Consider the following 16,966-nt stretch of genomic DNA (forward strand, 5'->3'; position numbering starts at 1 on the left):
GCCATGTCGCCCACCTCGCATCGGCACAAAGGATCGTGGAAGATGCTCGGATAAGGTCTCGCCTCGTCTACGACAAAAGCGTTGCAAACACGTCGCGCATCAGCGTTACATGGCTGTCAGCGAATACGTGGGCGGACGGCTCGTTGTACGGCACCACCGCCTTCGAGTTTCCGTGGGACGAGATCGAAGGCGGCAGAAACATTTATTGGGTGGAGGCGATCGATTCCTATAGACCTCCGGCGTTCAGGCTTCTCTTTACCAAGCACTCTCCGTCATTCACCTTCCTGATACCTTATGATCCTAAGACCGACGATGGCCCTATCCGTTTGAGAAACGGAAAATGGTATCGTAATCGCAGGTTCAATTCGGAGTTCATGCTAGACGAGGACATCACTCTAGACCGCTGCGTCGAGATCAACTTCGTGAAGCATCACCATTCGCTGTGCAATCTGCTGGGAGGCTCATGCCCCGATATCAGCCAGCAACCTCTTCCGGAATTCACAGCGAGCAGAATGTTGGCTCACACCCTGGCCAACGACATCCACCACATCGATGACCTTTGGAAACCTCACGGAGTCAAATCGGTGTTTGCGCCCTTGGAAATGGCTCACACAGGCATTTGGCGAAGACTGGTCACTTTCAGTTCAGGCCTTTTCGCAGGTACCGTGCGCCAACCGAACGAATGCAGATTCATCGCGCTTGGCGGTTTGGCTCTTTACAGCGCGGGACGATTGGAGGAGGCACGCAGATTGATCGAGATGATCGCCGAAGAAAAGCACTATGAAGACGCTCTCACGGAAATCATCAGAAGGCATTTCAACGATCCGTCTTGGTCACCTGTCTGATGATCCGGCGACGCGGATGACCGGTCATAAAGCAGCGGCAACGACAAGGAAGATAAGATGCGCCTGAGCAGACTGACCGTCCGCAATTTCCGCAACTTCAACGCGGTCGACATCCCGCTCGCCGGCGACGTGGTGCTGCTCGGCGAGAATGCCATCGGCAAAAGTAACCTGCTCTTCGCCATCCAGCTGATACTCGATCCCATGCTGCCGGATTCCGCGCGGCAGCTTCGACTGTCGGACTTCTTCGACGCCGGTCCCCCCAGCTACGACCAGCCCATAGAAGTCTCGCTGGATATCGCGGACTTCAGTTCGGATCCGGCGCTGATCGCGCTACTCACCGATTTCCGGACGCCCCACGATCCATTGGTGGCGCGGCTGACCTATGTCTTCCGGAAGAAGGCGGACGTGGCGGGCACCGTCCAATCCAGCTCCGATTGTGAATTCCTGGTCTACGGCGGCGGCGACGAAACCCGCAGCGTACCGAGCAAGGTCCGGCGCCGGATAGCAATCGACGTCCTGGATGCGTTGAGGGACGCCGAGGGCCAACTGGGATCATGGCGCAGTTCACCGCTCCGCCATCTTCTGGAAGAGGCCGTCGCTGCGATCGATCCGTCGGATATCTCCAAAGTGTCCGCAGAGCTTGCCGCAGCGACGACCACGCTGGAGTCCTTCACGCCGATCCGCACGCTCGAGGAAGCGATCAGGACGGACATCCTCAACCTTGCCGGCAAGGCCAACGACATCGACGCGCGGTTGCGGTTCGCTCCGTCCGACCCGCTCCGCCTCTTCAGGGCCATCGCGATGTACATCGACGGCGGCAAGCGCGGCATTTCGGAAGCCAGCCTAGGCTCCGCGAACGTCGCCCTCATCGCGTTGAAACTGGCGGAATTCGCCTGGCGGCGGCGGAAGAACGAACGCAACTTCTCCCTCCTCTGCATTGAAGAGCCCGAGGCGCATCTGCACCCGCAGCTGCAGCGCTCCGTGTTCAAGAAGCTCTTCGGCAACGGCGATCCGGCGCAGGCGCTGATCGTCACCAGCCATTCGCCGACGCTCGCCGCCGTAGCGCCGCTGCGTTCAATAATCGTGCTGAAGACCGACAAGACGTCAACCCAGGCGCTCTCGCTCGCGAATCTTCCAGTCTCTCAGGACGAACTGGACGATCTCGAGAGCTATCTCGACGCGACGCGCGCCGAGCTTCTCTTCGCGAGGGGCGTCATCTTCGTCGAGGGCGACGCGGAAGAGGCGTTGCTGCCCGTCTTCGCCAAATCGCTCGGCCACGACCTGGACGATCTCGGCATCACGGTGTGCAATGTTGCCGGGGTGAATTTCCGCCCTTACGTGAAACTGGCGACCGCACTCTCCCTTCCCTTCTCGGTGATCACGGACTGGGATCCCCAGCCCGATGGATCCGCATTAGGGCGCAAGCGAACGTTGGACATCTATCGGGACTACGTCGTGTCGAAGGGAATGGCACAACCGACCGCTGAAAGCTGGCAGTCGTGGGGGAATGCCGACTTTGCCACCTTCACCGGGTGGTTCGCCGGGTTGGGCGTATTCCTCAACGACCACACGTTCGAAGTCTCTGTCGCAAACACGCCGGCCCTGCGGGATCCCCTGCTCGACGTACTCGACGCGCAAGGCTTCGGATCCACTCGAACCAAACGCCTGGAAAGCTGGAGGAACAACACGCCAGTCGATGCCCAACAGCTGCTCGCCATGATCGCAGACGTCGGGAAAGGCCGCCTCAGCGCGAAGCTCGCCAAGAACGCTGCCGGTCTCGCACCGCCGGTCTACATCGCGAGCGCGATCAAGTTCGTGGTGGACCTTGTTCAGTGAGAGGGCCTGGCAGCGCGCCGTCCAGGACCACCAAGGCAATCCGGAACAGACGGCGGCGATAAACGAGACGGGGCACTGCGTCGTGCTGGCGGGCCCCGGAAGCGGGAAGACCAAGACGCTCACCTCCGCCATGGCTCGAGCGCTACGCGACGACGTCCTGGATCCGCGCGGCTTGGCCTGCATCACCTACAGCAACGAATGCGCCGCCGAACTGGAGGGGCGCTTGCAGGCTTTCGGAATCGCGCCTGGCGACCGCACCTTCATCGGTACCGTCCATGGCTTCGCATTGAGCCAGGTGCTGATGCCCTACTCGCGTTGCGTGCCGGGTGGTCTTCCATCCGACTTCCGTCTGGCGACCTCGGACGAAATCAGGGCTGCCATCGTCGCTGCCCACGCCGCCGCGATCAACATCTTCGAAGATCCACACGAACGCTGGAAGTACGCCGCCGAAAAGCGGAAGCGGGACGTCGATCGCTCGCGGCCCGAGTGGTACGGCACGAACATCGAACTCGCCCGGTTCATCGAGGCCTACGAGGCGGAACTCCGTCGGCAGGGTCTGATCGACTACGAAGACATGCCGCTTCTGGCATTCCGCATGCTTAAGGAGCACGGTTGGATCAGGGAGGCCATCCGTGCCCGGTATCCGATACTATTCGTCGATGAGTATCAGGATCTCGGGCATGCGCTGCACGAGCTGGTGCATCTGCTGTGCTTCGACGTCGGCATCCGGCTCTTCGCCGTCGGCGACGTCGATCAGACCATCTACGGCTTCGCCGGCGCCAGCGGAGATCTGCTGGAAGAGCTGGCTGCCCGGCCGGACGTCCGCACGATCAGGCTGCGGTTCAACTATCGCTCAGGTGCCAGGATCATCCGTGCGTCTCTCGGCGCGCTGGGCGAAGATCGCGACTACTCGGGTGTCGCCGGCGCTCCGGACGGCGACCTGACGTTCTTCGAACTGCCCTACGGTCTCGACTATCAGGCGCAGGTGATCGCGACCTCGATCGTTCCCGGACTCATCGCCAAAAACTTCGAGCCGGATGAAATCGCCGTCCTCTATCGAAACCAATGGCAAGGTGACAGGGTCGCTGCGGCGTTGAGGGACGCGAACATCCCCTTCGTCCGGACGGACCCGAAGGCGCTCGTCCGCCGCAACTCGCGGCTCTCCAGGCTGATCGAGGGATGCGCCCGATGGGTCACTGGCGGTTGGCGCGATGGCGACCCGACATATGGACGGCTGCTTTCTCAGGCGATCTCGCTCGTTTTCGGGCGGCGCATCGCAGAGCCTTTGGAGCAGCAATTCTCGACCGAGTTCATGGCGTTCCTTAGCGGATCAATCGACACGACGGAAAGCACGCATGAATGGTTGACGCGCTTCTCGGATGAGCTTCTCGACCCATGGCGGGCGATGGCACGCAATCCGGAACAGGATTGGGACAAGTGCGCGGAGATGATCGCAAACACCGATCCGGCGGAGGGACTGGATCTACCGCTCCGTCATTTCGCCGGACGGATCGAGGGCACCGGACGCGTGACGCTCACCACCATGCACAGCGCTAAGGGCCGCGAGTTTGACGCCGTTATCCTGTATGGCGTGAATGCCAGCGATCTGCCGAACGACCGAGACCGGCGAAACGATACCTCGCTCAGGGATGCGCGTCGGTCTTTCTACGTCGGCGTCACGCGGCCGCGGAAGGAGCTTTGTCTCGTCTATCAGGAATACCACCAATCGCCCTGGATCACGGAACTCATCCAGCGGGTGAATGCGGGTTAGCCGAGCTAACGTCACATGCCATAAGACATCGTCGGCTCACGGTCCGCCTCGACGGGCGCGGCTTCGACGACCGAGACCTCGCCCGTCGTCCAATCCGGGCGCTCTTCCATAACCACCGAGATGCTTACGCCCAAATTGTTCAGCAGCTTGTAGAGCCGGTCGATGCAATAGTCTTCCGTACGGCCTCTCCGCAGTTCGGAGACCTTCTGCTGAGGCAATCCCATGAGCAGGCCGGCCTGTACCTGGGTGAGACCGCGCTTTTCAATGACTTCGTCGATCTTCGCAACGAGCTGAGACTTGAGGAGGCGAAGCTCCGGGTCGGGCAATCCCAGACCCGCAAAAACGTTTCCGGATCCGACAGTGCCCAAAACCGTCTGACGGCGGCTATGGCTTTCGTGGCTCATTCGACTTTTCCTTCAGTTCCTGTTCGTCGAGTGCTGTTTGCCGGTGCCGCCCTGGAATGTTTCAATTCATATGGTGACACCGGCTTCGGCAAGTTCCGACTCGACTTTTGTTCTTCTTATGTTCTAATTCGGCTATGAAGGATCATCCTGCGAGCTGGCGCATGCCAACACCGAAACAAATGGAGCGGATGGAGGCGGAGGCCGTCCGGAAGCTGGCCTCGGGTATGACCGGCGCGGAAAGCGCCGACATGCCGCCCGAATACTGGGATGCCGTGCTGAGCGACCCCAGTGCGGGCGCGCGCCCGTCCGGCGGCGTCCCCCTTCAGCAGCGCCGGCTGTCGGAGATCCCCCGCCACGTGCTGCGGGTATCCTGCCGACGATGCGACCGTGTCGTCGAGATTCAGACCGCTGACGCCATTCGGCTCGCCGGACCGCATGCCGTATGGAAAGACGTCGGAATGCGCCTCCTGGGCGACGGCTGCCCGCAGAGGACCGGTAGCCGAGACGACGACGGCTGCTGGCCGAACTTCGAGACGCCTTGAGCTTCGGCCGTAGCCGATCCCCGTATTGCCCGCACAGCGACCCTGATGGCGCCCAAGTACCACCCCACGCCCCTCTCCGGAGGGGATCGGAGGGCTCTCCAGAAGGAGCTCGGCAAGGCCCGCGCGATGACGACCGTTTTCGCCCAGCAGGCCGAGGAATTCCGGGCCAAGGGTGAGGCTCTGATCCGGAAGGCTGACAAACTCTCTTGCGAGAGCTGGAACGAACGGATGTGGGCGGACGGCGAGCCGATCGATCCGTCCCCCACGATCGACCAGGCCGTGAACGGCGGCTTTCCCTGGCTGCAGATCGAGTGCTCCCGCTGCAGAGCGCCGAGCGAGGTCGATTTCGCCGCCCTTCCCCATCCACCGACCACCTTCGTGCATGATCTCGCCAGTCGGCTGCGGTGCAGGAAATGTGCGAAGGTAGGGCGACGCGCCGGAGCCACGCTGCTTCAGCTCGCGCAACAGAGACGAAATGGCCCTTAGCTGGCCCGGTGCCGGATGGATCGATTGATTGGATTTCCACCGATGGTGACCTTGAGCGACATCAAAGCCGACCTCCCGGCCTGGCCGGACGACGTCATCGAGGGATGGCTACTGAAATTCGCGAACCAACCCGATATGGGATGGCCTCCTCCGGCCTCTCTGGGATCGCATCGCTGGGCCCTGCTCATCACGAACCCTCTCGAATGGTGGAAGAAGGTCAGCTGGAAGCTCGAAGACGCCGATTGCAGCTTCGACAAGCTATCGACGAACACTCAGGATATCGTTCTCAAAATGTTTGATGCGCTGGTCATCGGCAACAAGAACGGCTTCGAAGGTGACAACAGTTCCGAGCGATTTCAGCAGGCACTGAAGCATCTCGGTTTGACGGGGAGGTTCTTCAGTCCTCCGGTGACGATGGCGATCGATTCCGGCCTGAGCTTCCTGGACGGCAATCACCGGATTTTCGCGCATTTCGTTTCGCAGGTAACTCCTGATGTGGAGCTCGAGAAATACAAGCTGAAACGGCCTGGCTCCATCCAGAAAGTCTGGCTCGGATCCCATGAGGACGGAGAGGTCCTGGAAAGCTAAGTGCCATGTGCAATCTCTATTCCATGACGAAGAACCAAGCGGCGATCCGGCAACTCTTCGCGGTCACGAAGGATAGCGCCGGCAACTTGCCGCCTCTACCAGGCATATTCCCCGACAAGATGGCACCGATCGTCCGGAATGCCGATGACGGACGCGAGCTCGCGATGCTGCGCTGGGGCATGCCATCGTCATCGCAGGCGATCTTCAAGAAGGCGACCACGCGTGCCGAGAAGCTGGCGGCGAAGGGAAAGCAGTACGATTTCAAGGAGCTGCTGCGGCTGGAGCCCGACAAGGGCACGACCAACATCCGGAACACGACGAGCAAACACTGGAAGCGCTGGTTCGGCGTCGAGCACCGCTGCATCGTGCCGATCTCGTCCTTCAGCGAGTTCAACAAGGATGCCGGGGGCGACATCTGGTTCGCGCTCGACGAGAGCCGCCCTCTCGTCTGCTTCGCCGGCCTCTGGACGAATTGGACATCGGTCCGGATCATCAAGGAAGGCGAGACGACCAACGACATATTCGCATTCCTGACGACGGACGCTAATGCCGAGGTGCATGCCGTTCATCCCAAAGCGATGCCCGTCATCCTCACCAAACCCGAGGAAGTCGACGTCTGGATGCGAGCCCCCTGGGACGAAGCCAAGGATCTGCAACGCAAGCTTCCCGATGGGTCACTCCAGATCGTGGCGCGGGGACAGAAGAAGGATGGGAGCGATGCGAATTAAGTGGATTGCCCTGCTCGCCTTGATCATGCCGACCGCCGTTGCGGCGCAGGACATCACGCAGCGACCGGCGCGCACGGAAAAGATAACCGCTGCGCCTGCAGGAGTCGGGCTGTACGACGTGTCGCCGGACGGCGCCGTCATGATCGACTGGCGTGCCGTCGAGGCGACCGCCGAAGGTCCGACCGACCGGACTCTGACGCCGGTCGCGCAGATGATGCTGGCCATCCGGGACGGCAAATGGAAGCCGATGTCCCGTTGAACGACGACGAGCAGACCACCGCGCCGCAACGCAAAGTCATCCATATCGACATGGATGCCTTCTACGCGTCGGTTGAACAACGCGACAATCCGGAACTGCGGGACAAGCCCGTCGCGGTCGGCGGCTCCCGGGAACGGGGTGTCGTGGCGGCCGCGAGCTATGAAGCCCGCAGGTTCGGTGTCAGGTCCGCCATGCCGTCCGTGACCGCCAAGCGTCAGTGCCCGGATTTGATCTTCGTGAAGCCCCGCTTCGAAGTCTATAAGGCGATCAGCCAGCAGATCCGCGAGATCTTCGCCGAGCACACACCGATCATCGAGCCGCTTTCGCTCGACGAGGCCTATCTCGACGTCACGGAGAACCTGCAGTCAATTCCGCTCGCCCGCGACATCGCCTTGGCGATCCGAGCGAAGATCAAGACGGAGACTGGGCTGAACGCCTCGGCCGGCATCAGCTACAACAAGTTCTTGGCCAAGCTCGCGTCCGACCATCGAAAGCCGAACGGACAGTATGTGATATCTCCGGAGACGGGACCGGCATTCGTCGAGACGCTGCCCGTCGGCAAATTCCATGGCATCGGCCCGGCGACCGCCGCCAAGTTCAATGCGCTCGGCATCCGGACCGGCCTCGACATCCGCAATCAGACGCCGTCTTTCCTCGAAGCAAACTTCGGCAAGTCCGGCACATACTACTACTGGATCTCGCGCGGCATCGACGAGCGCCCCGTCCGCGCGAACCGCATCCGCAAATCGGTCGGTGCGGAGAACACGTTCTTCGAGGACCTTAACGACTTCGAAGCCATGGCGACCGCCTTGACGCCGCTCGTCGACAAGGTCTGGCGGCACTGCGAGACGACCGGCAACCGAGGCAGGACGGTGACGCTGAAAATCAAGTTCTTCGATTTCGAGATCATGTCGCGGAGCCGTTCTACCGATGTCCCGGTCGGCACCCGCGACGATCTAAACCGGGCAGCGATTCAATTGCTGAAGAGCGTCATGCCGCTGCCGAAGGCTGTCCGCCTGCTCGGCGTTTCGCTTTCGTCGCTACAGCGGACCGATGACGAAGCCGAACAACTCGGATTGCCGATATAGCGATGACCGATAGCACCGGCCCCATTTTCATCCTCACCGCCGAACTGGACGCCGAAAACTTCGCCTGGCTGGATGGCCTGCGACGAGCGCACTTTCCAGCGGAGCGGAACTTCCTGTCCGCTCATCTCACGATGTTTCATCGCTTGTCGCCGCTGCACATCGAGCGCCTACTGGCGATCCCGCCTCCGTCGGGTCCGATGAAGATCGCGTTCACCGGCGTCACCTTCCTTGGCTTCGGCAGCGCGATACGCGCCACCTCGAGCGAACTCGAGCGATTGCGCGAAGAGTTGAAGGATGGCATGGGCGACGGGTTTTCACGTCAGGACGCACGACATTGGTCACCCCACGTTACGGTCCAGAACAAGGTGTCGCCCGAGGAGGCCCGCGATCTGTTCCGGACGCTCGATGACAAATTCACGACACGGGACGGCGAAGTGCTTGGACTGCTTATCTGGGAATATCTCGGTGGCCCCTGGAAGCTGGCTCGCCGCCTGCCCTTCGAGCACCGGTAGGACACGCGCCTGACGATGGCGGCCTCAGGCGACTTTACGCTTGCGGGTCGAAGCCGCCTTCGCGCGAGATGGTTTCTTCGGAGTAGCGGGTTTCACGCTGGCGATCTGCCCCAGCGACTCGGCGATCAGTGCGCGTTGAGCGTTCAGCCAAAACGCCTCGGAGCTACCGTCCGGTCGGCCGGCGTCATTCCACATGTGATAGGCGCGAACTCGGATAGCTTCTTCCATGTACAACATCGACAACTGCTACTGCGACGCGCCAACGATGGATCGGCCTGATTAACAAAAACCTACCGCGAAAATGAAACTTGGATGACCCATCGAGCGATTCCTCACGCGGACCGATCCGACGATCGTTGGCAATTCTTCCGCATGATGCTCATGACCTTGCGGAAAGACGACATCTGCTCCGCGGTCGCCCCCTGCAGAATGGACTCGTCCGCAGCTTTGCGCGCCGGCCCGCTCTTTCGTACGAGCTCCCTGCCCCGCCGAGTGAGCCCGATCATGCTTCCGCGCGTGTCATTTTCCTTGGGACGCCTCTGAACGATTCCGGCAGCCTCGAGCTTCGCGATCTCCGAGCTAATGAACTGGCTGGAAACCGATAACGCCGCCGCCAGGGCGCCCACGGCGACCGATCGCATTTCGGAGATTGCCATCACGGCGCCCAATTGGAACGCCGTCACGCCCGCATCTCGCGCGACGTGGGATCGAGCTTTCGCGACAAGTTGTGAAACCGCAAGCAGATCCCTGACAAGCTCGCTCGATCCGTTACCGTCTTCCCCCGACAACGAGCTCGCATCGACCGTGATGCGCTCCGAAGATCTGTCTTCCGTTTCGATCGCGTCGATATTCGGCACCACTTGGCGCCGGCGTGTCCTCGGCATGTCTCTTCCGTCCACTCGATCTCATACTTCGTGACGGCTCACCGTCGGCACCGGTGGCCGCTGCAGGGCCGCTCTGACGCAACAACGGTGCGACCGCGGAAGTTGCAATGCGCGTGCCCGGAACATGTGTCAATCCAACGCGCGGACGCCGGCAATGACCAATAAGAGCGAGTGCCGCAACGCGCGAGCATTCAAATCGACATGGATACCGTTTGCTGTCCTGTCGAGCAGCGAGACGCGCGACCCCGAGATCGGTTCCAGCCGTACTGAGCGCCATTTTGCGCGTTTCAAGCCACCGCAAGTTCGTCTACGGTTGCGGACCGATTAAGGGCGCGCTTTGCAGCTCGTCGGCTGTCAGAGATACGCCAGATAGATGTCCACCGTATTGGAGCCAAACGTCGGCCGCAGCGACGCCCGACCCGCCTTTCTTCGGGGTGGCGGCTGCTGCGCCGACCTGATTGCCGAGAAAAACTGGGCTGCAACTCCCCTGGGTCCGATGGAAGGTTGGCCACCGTGCCTGCGGAATGCCATCGCCCTTCTCCTTAGATCGCATGTACCGATCGTGATGCTGTGGGGCGACGAAGGCGTCATGCTCTACAACGACGCCTATTCCGGATTCGCGGGAGGACGCCATCCGGAGTTGCTCGGGTCCAACGTCCGCGAAGGATGGCCCGAAGTCGCCGACTTCAATGACAACGTCATGAGGGTCGGCCTTGCCGGCAAGACGCTCCACTACCGCGATCAAGAGCTCACGCTGCATCGCAATGGCGCTCCGGAACAAGTGTGGATGGACCTCGACTATTCGCCGGTGCTGGACGATGACGGCGAGCCCGCCGGGGTCATCTGCATTCTCGCTGAAACCACCGAGCGCGTGGCCGCTGACCGACGGACCGCCTTCCTGCTGTCACTGTCGGACGCACTGCGACCGCTGACGACGCCGGCGGATGTCATCCGCCTGACTGCCGACCGCATCGGCGAATGGTTGGGAGCGAGCCGCGTGTTCTATGCGGAGATCGTCGACGGCAGGATGACCGTCGAGCGCGATTTTACCTGCGGTGTCCCATCCATCGTCGGCGAACATTCACTGGAAGCGTTCGGTCCCGACCTTCTGGCCGCATACAAGATCGGAACGCCGGTCGTGGTCCGGGACGTGACCTCGGACGGGCGGCTAAGCGATGGAGCCCGCGAAGGATTGAGCTCTCGGGAGGTCGGCGCCTTCATCGACGTCGTGATGTTCGAGGAAGCGCAGTGGGTGGGTCTCCTGGCCGTGCAGAGCGCGGCTCCCCGGGTATGGACCAGCGCGGAGGAAACGCTCGTCCAAGAGGTCGGAGAGCGCGTCAAAATCGCCGTCGAGCGTGCGCGTGCAGAACGAGACCGTCTCTGGGACCTCTCGCAGGATCTTCTCGCCCGCGCCGACTATGCCGGCATGATGTCCGCAGTGAGCCCGGCTTGGACACGCGTGTTGGGTTGGAGCCGGACGGAGCTTCTTACGCGCGGGTATGAGACGTTCATGCATCCCGAGGATGCGCCTCCGACGATCGAGGCGATCCAGCGGATGGCAGCCACGCGCCAGCCAACCAGATTCGAAAATCGCATCGCTGCGCAGGACGGAACCTGGAAACACATCGAATGGACTGTGGCTCCTGAGTCCGATGGCGCCAACTTCGTCGCCGTCGGACGCGATCTCAGCGAGGCCAAAGCACGCGACGCGGATCTGCAGGCGGCGCAGGACGCGCTGCGCCAGAGCCAGAAAATGGAAGCGGTCGGCCAACTCACAGGCGGCATCGCGCACGACTTCAACAACATGCTGACCGGCGTCATCGGAGGCCTCGATCTGATCCGGCGGAATATCGCGGCGGGAAAGATGGACCGCGTCGATAAATATCTCGAGGCCGCCACCATCTCTGCGGAACGGGCTGCTGGGCTCACATCCCGGCTACTGGCATTCGGAAGGAGGCAATCGCTCGATCTGCGGGCGACCGACGTGAACGCAATGGTCGTCAGCATGGAGGATCTGCTTCATCGCACGCTCGGCGAACAGATCACGCTCGAAGTCAATCTCGCGGAAGACCTTCGTAACGCCTACACCGACGTCAATCAGCTCGAGAGTGCTCTGCTCAATCTCTGCATCAATGCTCGCGACGCGATGCCCAATGGCGGCAAGCTGATCGTCGAGACCGACAACATCGAGTTGGACGAACGCTATACGCGTGAATACCCCGAACTTGAGCCCGGGCAGTACGTCACCATGAGCGTGACGGACACCGGATCGGGCATGTCGGCGACAACCTTGGAAAAGGTCTTCGAGCCGTTTTTCACTACGAAGCCGGTCGGTCAGGGCACCGGTCTCGGTCTCTCTATGATTTACGGCTTCGCGCGCCAATCCGGCGGTCACATCCGGATCTACAGCGAGCCTAGCCAAGGCACGACGGTCAAGCTTTTCCTGCCACGCTTCAAGGGCTCAACCGAACCGGAAGTCGTCAGCAAGGCCGAGACGCCCCGTGGCGCCGGCGAGACGGTGATGGTCGTCGAGGACGATGCTTCGGTCCGCCTGATCGTGACCGAAGTCTTGAACGAACTAGGCTACAGATCGATCGAAGCGGTGGATGCGGCGACGGCGATCCCGATCCTGGAATCTCAACGGCGTATCGACCTTCTTGTCACCGACGTCGGATTGCCTGGGCTCAATGGACGCCAATTGGCAGAGATCGCGCGGCAATCCAGGCCTGACCTGAAGATCCTTTTCGTGACCGGCTACGCTCGAAGCGCGGCCGTTCGCTCGGGGTTTCTCGATCCAGGCATGGATATGATGACAAAGCCATTTGCGGTCGACGCGTTAGCTACCAAGATCCGCGAAATCCTGCGCGTCTGATCCCGGCCAGCCGAATTGCCGCCGTTCCAAACGGATTACGGGCCGTGCGAGGAACGCCACCCCGTTCCAAGCCGTTGCACATGCCGAAGACAAGTTCGGAGATCCAATGCTGAAATGGTGGCGCCTCATTCGCGAGCACAGACGATCCCGCATCCGTTCCAGGGACGAAGACCTTCCCTTCGCGCCGGACGAACTTGCCCGGTTAATCCGGAGCGGCAGCAGAGATGATTTCAAGCGTCTCGCCGCGGGCCTCAGCGATCCTCGCAGAGCTGGCCGTCCTTTCTAGGCACCACGTGCAAGCAGCTGGACGATCCCCATGAAGGTCCACGACATCCTGCTGGAGTACGGCTACGCATTGTCAGGCATGGCCGGAGCGCCCCGGGACGGCCGCCCGATCATCGCCTTCTCCAAGTGGGAGGGAGCGAAGATCTACTTCTGGGAGGCCTCCCCCGCCCATCTTGCCGGGCCGGCGTGGGTCGAGCGACCAGGTGCCGAGGCAGGATTCGTCGACCGCTACTTCCAGGGCTGGATCGATCTGGCGCGACTGAGGCCGATCGACGAAATCGGGCTGCAGCGGCTTCTGATCGCCCACATCGACGAGGCGCGCTCGAAGGGCGATCCGATGACGGTCCTCGACGACGTCGCCGACCGACAGAATGCCAACGATCGCTGACGCGACGTTCCCCGTGCCCATGTCGCGAATGAACTCCTCCCGTTCCCGTGAGTTGGCCGGGCACAACATCGGAGGACGGCATGAGCATCGAAGAACGCACAGTCGAAAAGCCCGCGCACCAGCGCGGAACTGAACCGCAACAAGAGGCGACAGGTGCCCTGGCGGGCCGTGCCGCGACCATTTCGCCCGAAGCCGGCAAGGACGACGAGGCGTCGCCTGGTGCCGAAGCCGACAAGCGTGCGGCAAAAGACCGGTAAGGAGAATCAGACCATGGAAGAGCGGGAAACCGTCGCGCTGATCGGCAGCGACAAGGTCGCAGGCACCACCGTGTACGGAGCGGACGGCGAACGCGTTGGCTCGATCGAGCGTGTCATGATCGAGAAGACCAGCGGTCAGGTCTCCTACGCCGTCCTGAGCTTCGGCGGCATCCTCGGCATCGGCAGCGATCGCTATCCGTTGCCGTGGAAGAGCCTGGTCTACGACGAGCGCCTGGGCGGCTATGTCAGCAGCGTGACCAAGGATCAACTCGATGCGGCCCCACGCTACAGCAACGAGGCCGACTGGAGTTGGGAGGATGCCGGTCGCACGTCGGCGCTCAACGACTACTACAAGAATCTCACCTGAAACCTTTCGCACACCGGGACATTGCCGAATGCACGTGCCGGGTGCCAACCGGCCGCAACGGGGATGATGGACGCGGTGGTTTTGCCGGTTTCTCATCGCGACAGCAACGCATCGGTACGCGTGGCAATCTAACCCGTTCCCGGCGCGTGCTCTCGTTCGACGACGTCGGATAGTGCAAACGCGCATAGTTTGCCGCGTCCAGAAGGAAACGCTTATGCTCGAAGAAACGATCACCGAAGCCATCAAGGTCGAACTCGAACGACAGGCAGCCACACCCCCTCCAACTTTTCGATCGACGACAAACAGGGTTACCGAGTGAACGGCGTCATCGATCTCGAGGCGCTCGCAATGGCCGTGGCCGGGAGCGTCGCCGGTGGCCCGTGAGCCGGAAACCGATCCGGCCAGGCTCCGGCAACTGGCCGAAAGGGCCCGACGCCTTGCGGACGGCACGCAGGATGGCCTCACTCAGGATCGCCTGCGGGCGGCAGCAAGCGAATATGAGCAACGAGCAAAGGAAATCGAAATGGACGACGGAACGGGCCAGTGAACCGGAACCAATCGCCGGTACACGCCTTGAATCCGCCGTCTAGACGCGGAGTCGAGTATGAGTTGGTCCCCCTCGGTAGTGCCTGCCGGCGTTCATGACACCGTTTACCTCGTCGTCGACTGCACCGGTCCCGGCGGGTGCGTCTGGCGCGAAGCCGACATCAACGGCACCGATCTCGAGACGATCATCGCCGATCTCATGCGGGGGGAATACTCGGACCCGTTGTGCGTAGTCGCGTTCAACACGACCGAGAACTGGTCGAAGGACGTCACCGCCGACATCGCGCGAGAGATTCAGGAACGCAGCGATCTCGCCTACGAAGACGTGCCAGCGTGGCTCGAAGACTTCGTCCATCGCCACGTCCGTCCCGAGCTCCAACTGCCGTTGCGGCTGAAGCCATGAGCGATCTCTGCCCGTCGCTCACCCCCGCGCTGAAGACCATCTCTAGCCGAGACTTCCTCCGTGGGCTGGTTGGATATCCGAGTGCATCGCTTGTCCGAGCCGACAAGGTCACCTACGCCACCGCGCGGGAATATCTGACTTCGCGGCATCGGCGGAATTAAATGCAGGTGTCCGCATGAATCTCAGCACCGGTTCGCTGGTGGCTTTGGTCATCAGCCTCACGATCTGCTTCGCTGCGGCGGCGCTGGGCGCCCGAGTGACCACGCCGGAGATTCCGACGTGGTACGCGAGCCTTGCAAAGCCGTCCTGGACGCCTCCACGAGCCGCTTTCCCGATCGTATGGCCAATCCTATATCTCCTGATGGCAGTGGCGGCGTGGCTCCTGTGGATCGCTCCGCCGTCGCCGGCGCGGACGGCCGCGCTCATCGGCTTCGCCGCGCAGCTCACTCTCAACGCCGTGTGGTCGCCGGTCTTCTTCGGCCGGCACGACCTCACGGGCGGACTGGTCATCATCTCGCTGCTCGTCGTGGTCCTCACGTTCACAATCGCGATGGCGTTCGAGGTCGCTTGGTTGCCGGGCGTCTTGCTGGTGCCGTACCTGATCTGGATCTCGTTCGCGGCCGCGCTCAACTTCCGGATCTGGACCTTGAACTAGGTCACTCTCCCCTTGGCACGGGTCGGCATCACTGGACCGTCGGGCACCCGCCTTCGGCCATTGGCCTAAAGGACTCCTCACCGGACATCTCGGCGAGCTGTTCATAGAAATCACCGCGATACTTCGATTGCTGCGGGCCTTTCACACGCATGAGATAGGTCTTGTGCATGACTCGGCCATCGGCGCGCAGTTTCACGTTCTTGTTGTAGAAGTCATTGACCGGCAGCTCCTTCATCTTCGCGGCGACCGCCTTGCCTTCATCGGTACCTGCGGCCTCGACGGCCTTTAGATAGTGGAGGACCGACGCATAGGTGCCTGCCGTGATCAGGTTAGGGATGAACCCGCCGGACCGAGCCATGTACCGTTTTGCCCAGGCGCGGGTTTCCTCGTCCTTATCCCAATAGAACGAGGTCGTCAGAGTCAGTCCCTGCGCGACGTCCAGTCCAACGCCTTCGATGTCGTTGATGTAGACAACGAGGCTCGCCAGGCTTTGGCCAGCCTGGACGATGCCGAATTCGCGCGCTTGCTTGATCGCGCTCAGGAGATCGCCGCCCGACATTGCAAGCCCGATGACCTTGGCATTCGAGGCCTGCGCCTGAAGCAGGAACGACGAAAAGTCCGGGGAATTGAACGGGAAGCGGACATTGCCGAGCACCTTGCCGCCATTGGCTTCGGCGAAGCGGCCCGCTTCTCGTTGCAGCGAGTGGCCGAAGGCATAGTCGCTCGTCAGGAAGAACCACGAGTTCCCGCCCTGCTTGGTCACCTGCGTCGCGGTGCCCTTGGCAAACGCGTACGTGTCGTAGCTCCACTGAGACGTCGTCGCAGAACATGCCTTTCCCGTTAGTTCGGTCGTCGCGGCGCCCGAGACGAGTAGCACCTTGCCGCGCGGGCGAGCAATTTCCTGCGCAGCAAGTGCGACCGCGGAACCTGCGACATCCGTGATGGCATCGACGCCCTCGTTGTCGAACCATTTGCGGGATAGAGCCGAGGCGATGTCCGCCTTGTTCTGATGGTCCGCGGTGACGACGGTGATCGGCTTGCCGAGTACCTTGCCGCCGAAGTCGTCCACCGCCATCTGCGCGGCCTCGACCGAATACTTGCCGACCAGATAGGCGAAGCTGCCGGAGTGATCGGTCAGAACGCCGATCTTGACCGCATCATCCGACACCTGCGCGTGTGCTGTGCCGCATGCAAGCAGCGCAGCGAAGGCCATTCCAAGCTTGGTTAAGCGCAAAATCATAACTCCTGAT

21 protein-coding genes are annotated in these 16,966 nt (G+C 61.7%); 17 read left to right on the forward strand and 4 right to left on the reverse strand.

The genetic code is table 11. The annotated features are described in order from the left end of the window. The 3 genes from ACIQ17_RS03670 to ACIQ17_RS03680 form a co-directional block, all read left to right on the forward strand. Nucleotides 1–845: hypothetical protein (locus ACIQ17_RS03670; RefSeq protein WP_398465495.1), on the forward strand; the 845-nt coding region annotated here is incomplete at its 5' end. A 57-nt stretch (nucleotides 846–902) separates the two neighbouring features. Continuing rightward, entirely contained in the window at nucleotides 903–2,681 is a 1,779-nt protein-coding gene (locus ACIQ17_RS03675) for an ATP-dependent nuclease (RefSeq protein ID WP_398465497.1), read from the forward strand. After that, complete coding sequence (locus tag ACIQ17_RS03680) at nucleotides 2,671–4,452, forward strand: ATP-dependent helicase (protein ID WP_398465499.1); 1,782 nt, start codon at nucleotides 2,671–2,673, stop codon at nucleotides 4,450–4,452. Before ACIQ17_RS03675 ends, ACIQ17_RS03680 begins: the two co-directional genes overlap by 11 nt. A gap of 11 nt (nucleotides 4,453–4,463) precedes the next feature. On the opposite strand, the gene ACIQ17_RS03685 is transcribed toward ACIQ17_RS03680, so the two are convergent. Then, nucleotides 4,464–4,856 (reverse strand): helix-turn-helix domain-containing protein, encoded by a 393-nt coding sequence (locus ACIQ17_RS03685; protein WP_398465501.1) that lies wholly within the window; start codon nucleotides 4,854–4,856, stop codon nucleotides 4,464–4,466. Nucleotides 4,857–5,017: 161 nt separating this feature from the next. On the opposite strand from ACIQ17_RS03685, the gene ACIQ17_RS03690 reads away from it, so the two are divergent. The 7 genes from ACIQ17_RS03690 to ACIQ17_RS03720 are packed head-to-tail and all read left to right on the forward strand — an operon-like array spanning nucleotide 5,018 to nucleotide 9,059. Continuing rightward, on the forward strand, nucleotides 5,018–5,398 hold the full coding sequence (locus tag ACIQ17_RS03690; RefSeq protein ID WP_398465503.1) for a hypothetical protein: 381 nt from the start codon (nucleotides 5,018–5,020) through the stop codon (nucleotides 5,396–5,398). Between the two features lie 45 nt (nucleotides 5,399–5,443). Next, on the forward strand, nucleotides 5,444–5,884 hold the full coding sequence (locus tag ACIQ17_RS03695; protein WP_398465505.1) for a hypothetical protein: 441 nt from the start codon (nucleotides 5,444–5,446) through the stop codon (nucleotides 5,882–5,884). Between the two features lie 51 nt (nucleotides 5,885–5,935). Continuing rightward, nucleotides 5,936–6,472 (forward strand): hypothetical protein, encoded by a 537-nt coding sequence (locus tag ACIQ17_RS03700; protein WP_398465507.1) that lies wholly within the window; start codon nucleotides 5,936–5,938, stop codon nucleotides 6,470–6,472. Nucleotides 6,473–6,477: 5 nt separating this feature from the next. After that, complete coding sequence (locus tag ACIQ17_RS03705; RefSeq protein ID WP_398465509.1) at nucleotides 6,478–7,200, forward strand: SOS response-associated peptidase; 723 nt, start codon at nucleotides 6,478–6,480, stop codon at nucleotides 7,198–7,200. Beyond that, complete coding sequence (locus ACIQ17_RS03710) at nucleotides 7,190–7,459, forward strand: hypothetical protein (RefSeq protein WP_398465511.1); 270 nt, start codon at nucleotides 7,190–7,192, stop codon at nucleotides 7,457–7,459. The genes ACIQ17_RS03705 and ACIQ17_RS03710 overlap by 11 nt, the downstream gene beginning before the upstream one ends. Then, complete coding sequence (dinB, locus tag ACIQ17_RS03715; RefSeq protein WP_398465513.1) at nucleotides 7,438–8,547, forward strand: DNA polymerase IV; 1,110 nt, start codon at nucleotides 7,438–7,440, stop codon at nucleotides 8,545–8,547. The genes ACIQ17_RS03710 and dinB overlap by 22 nt, the downstream gene beginning before the upstream one ends. A gap of 2 nt (nucleotides 8,548–8,549) precedes the next feature. After that, on the forward strand, nucleotides 8,550–9,059 hold the full coding sequence (locus tag ACIQ17_RS03720) for a 2'-5' RNA ligase family protein (protein ID WP_398465515.1): 510 nt from the start codon (nucleotides 8,550–8,552) through the stop codon (nucleotides 9,057–9,059). 24 nt (nucleotides 9,060–9,083) lie between these two features. Here the strand turns inward: ACIQ17_RS03720 and ACIQ17_RS03725 are convergent, their stop codons facing one another. Beyond that, the gene (locus ACIQ17_RS03725; RefSeq protein WP_398465517.1) at nucleotides 9,084–9,296 is read right to left on the reverse strand and encodes a DUF2934 domain-containing protein; all 213 of its coding nucleotides are present in this window, start codon (nucleotides 9,294–9,296) and stop codon (nucleotides 9,084–9,086) included. 95 nt (nucleotides 9,297–9,391) lie between these two features. After that, nucleotides 9,392–9,916, reverse strand: coding sequence for a MarR family winged helix-turn-helix transcriptional regulator (locus tag ACIQ17_RS03730; protein ID WP_398465519.1), 525 nt, complete (start codon nucleotides 9,914–9,916; stop codon nucleotides 9,392–9,394). Nucleotides 9,917–10,316: 400 nt separating this feature from the next. Between ACIQ17_RS03730 and ACIQ17_RS03735 the strand changes: the two genes are divergently transcribed. The 7 genes from ACIQ17_RS03735 to ACIQ17_RS03765 all read left to right on the forward strand — a co-directional run bounded on the left by ACIQ17_RS03735 (nucleotide 10,317) and on the right by ACIQ17_RS03765 (nucleotide 15,716). After that, entirely contained in the window at nucleotides 10,317–12,815 is a 2,499-nt protein-coding gene (locus tag ACIQ17_RS03735; protein ID WP_398465521.1) for a PAS domain S-box protein, read from the forward strand. Nucleotides 12,816–13,131: 316 nt separating this feature from the next. Then, nucleotides 13,132–13,488, forward strand: coding sequence for a hypothetical protein (locus ACIQ17_RS03740; RefSeq protein WP_398465523.1), 357 nt, complete (start codon nucleotides 13,132–13,134; stop codon nucleotides 13,486–13,488). 80 nt (nucleotides 13,489–13,568) lie between these two features. Next, a complete protein-coding gene (locus ACIQ17_RS03745; protein ID WP_398465525.1) occupies nucleotides 13,569–13,745 on the forward strand; it encodes a hypothetical protein in 177 nt (58 codons plus the stop codon). Nucleotides 13,746–13,758: 13 nt separating this feature from the next. Further along, on the forward strand, nucleotides 13,759–14,112 hold the full coding sequence (locus tag ACIQ17_RS03750; RefSeq protein WP_398465528.1) for a PRC-barrel domain-containing protein: 354 nt from the start codon (nucleotides 13,759–13,761) through the stop codon (nucleotides 14,110–14,112). 373 nt (nucleotides 14,113–14,485) lie between these two features. Further along, nucleotides 14,486–14,659, forward strand: a complete 174-nt coding sequence (locus ACIQ17_RS03755) for a hypothetical protein (protein ID WP_398465530.1) — start codon at nucleotides 14,486–14,488, stop codon at nucleotides 14,657–14,659. 57 nt (nucleotides 14,660–14,716) lie between these two features. Next, nucleotides 14,717–15,061: a hypothetical protein gene (locus tag ACIQ17_RS03760; RefSeq protein ID WP_398465532.1), complete on the forward strand. Its 345-nt coding sequence runs from the start codon at nucleotides 14,717–14,719 to the stop codon at nucleotides 15,059–15,061. Nucleotides 15,062–15,236: 175 nt separating this feature from the next. Then, on the forward strand, nucleotides 15,237–15,716 hold the full coding sequence (locus ACIQ17_RS03765; protein WP_398465534.1) for a TspO/MBR family protein: 480 nt from the start codon (nucleotides 15,237–15,239) through the stop codon (nucleotides 15,714–15,716). 28 nt (nucleotides 15,717–15,744) lie between these two features. On the opposite strand, the gene ACIQ17_RS03770 is transcribed toward ACIQ17_RS03765, so the two are convergent. Next, nucleotides 15,745–16,929 carry an ABC transporter substrate-binding protein gene (locus tag ACIQ17_RS03770; protein ID WP_398465536.1) on the reverse strand — a complete coding sequence of 395 codons (1,185 nt, stop codon included), beginning with the start codon at nucleotides 16,927–16,929 and terminating at the stop codon, nucleotides 15,745–15,747. Nucleotides 16,930–16,966: the final 37 nt, after the last annotated feature.

Source organism: Tardiphaga sp. (assembly GCF_044340795.1).
Classification (GTDB): Bacteria; Pseudomonadota; Alphaproteobacteria; order Rhizobiales; family Xanthobacteraceae; genus Tardiphaga.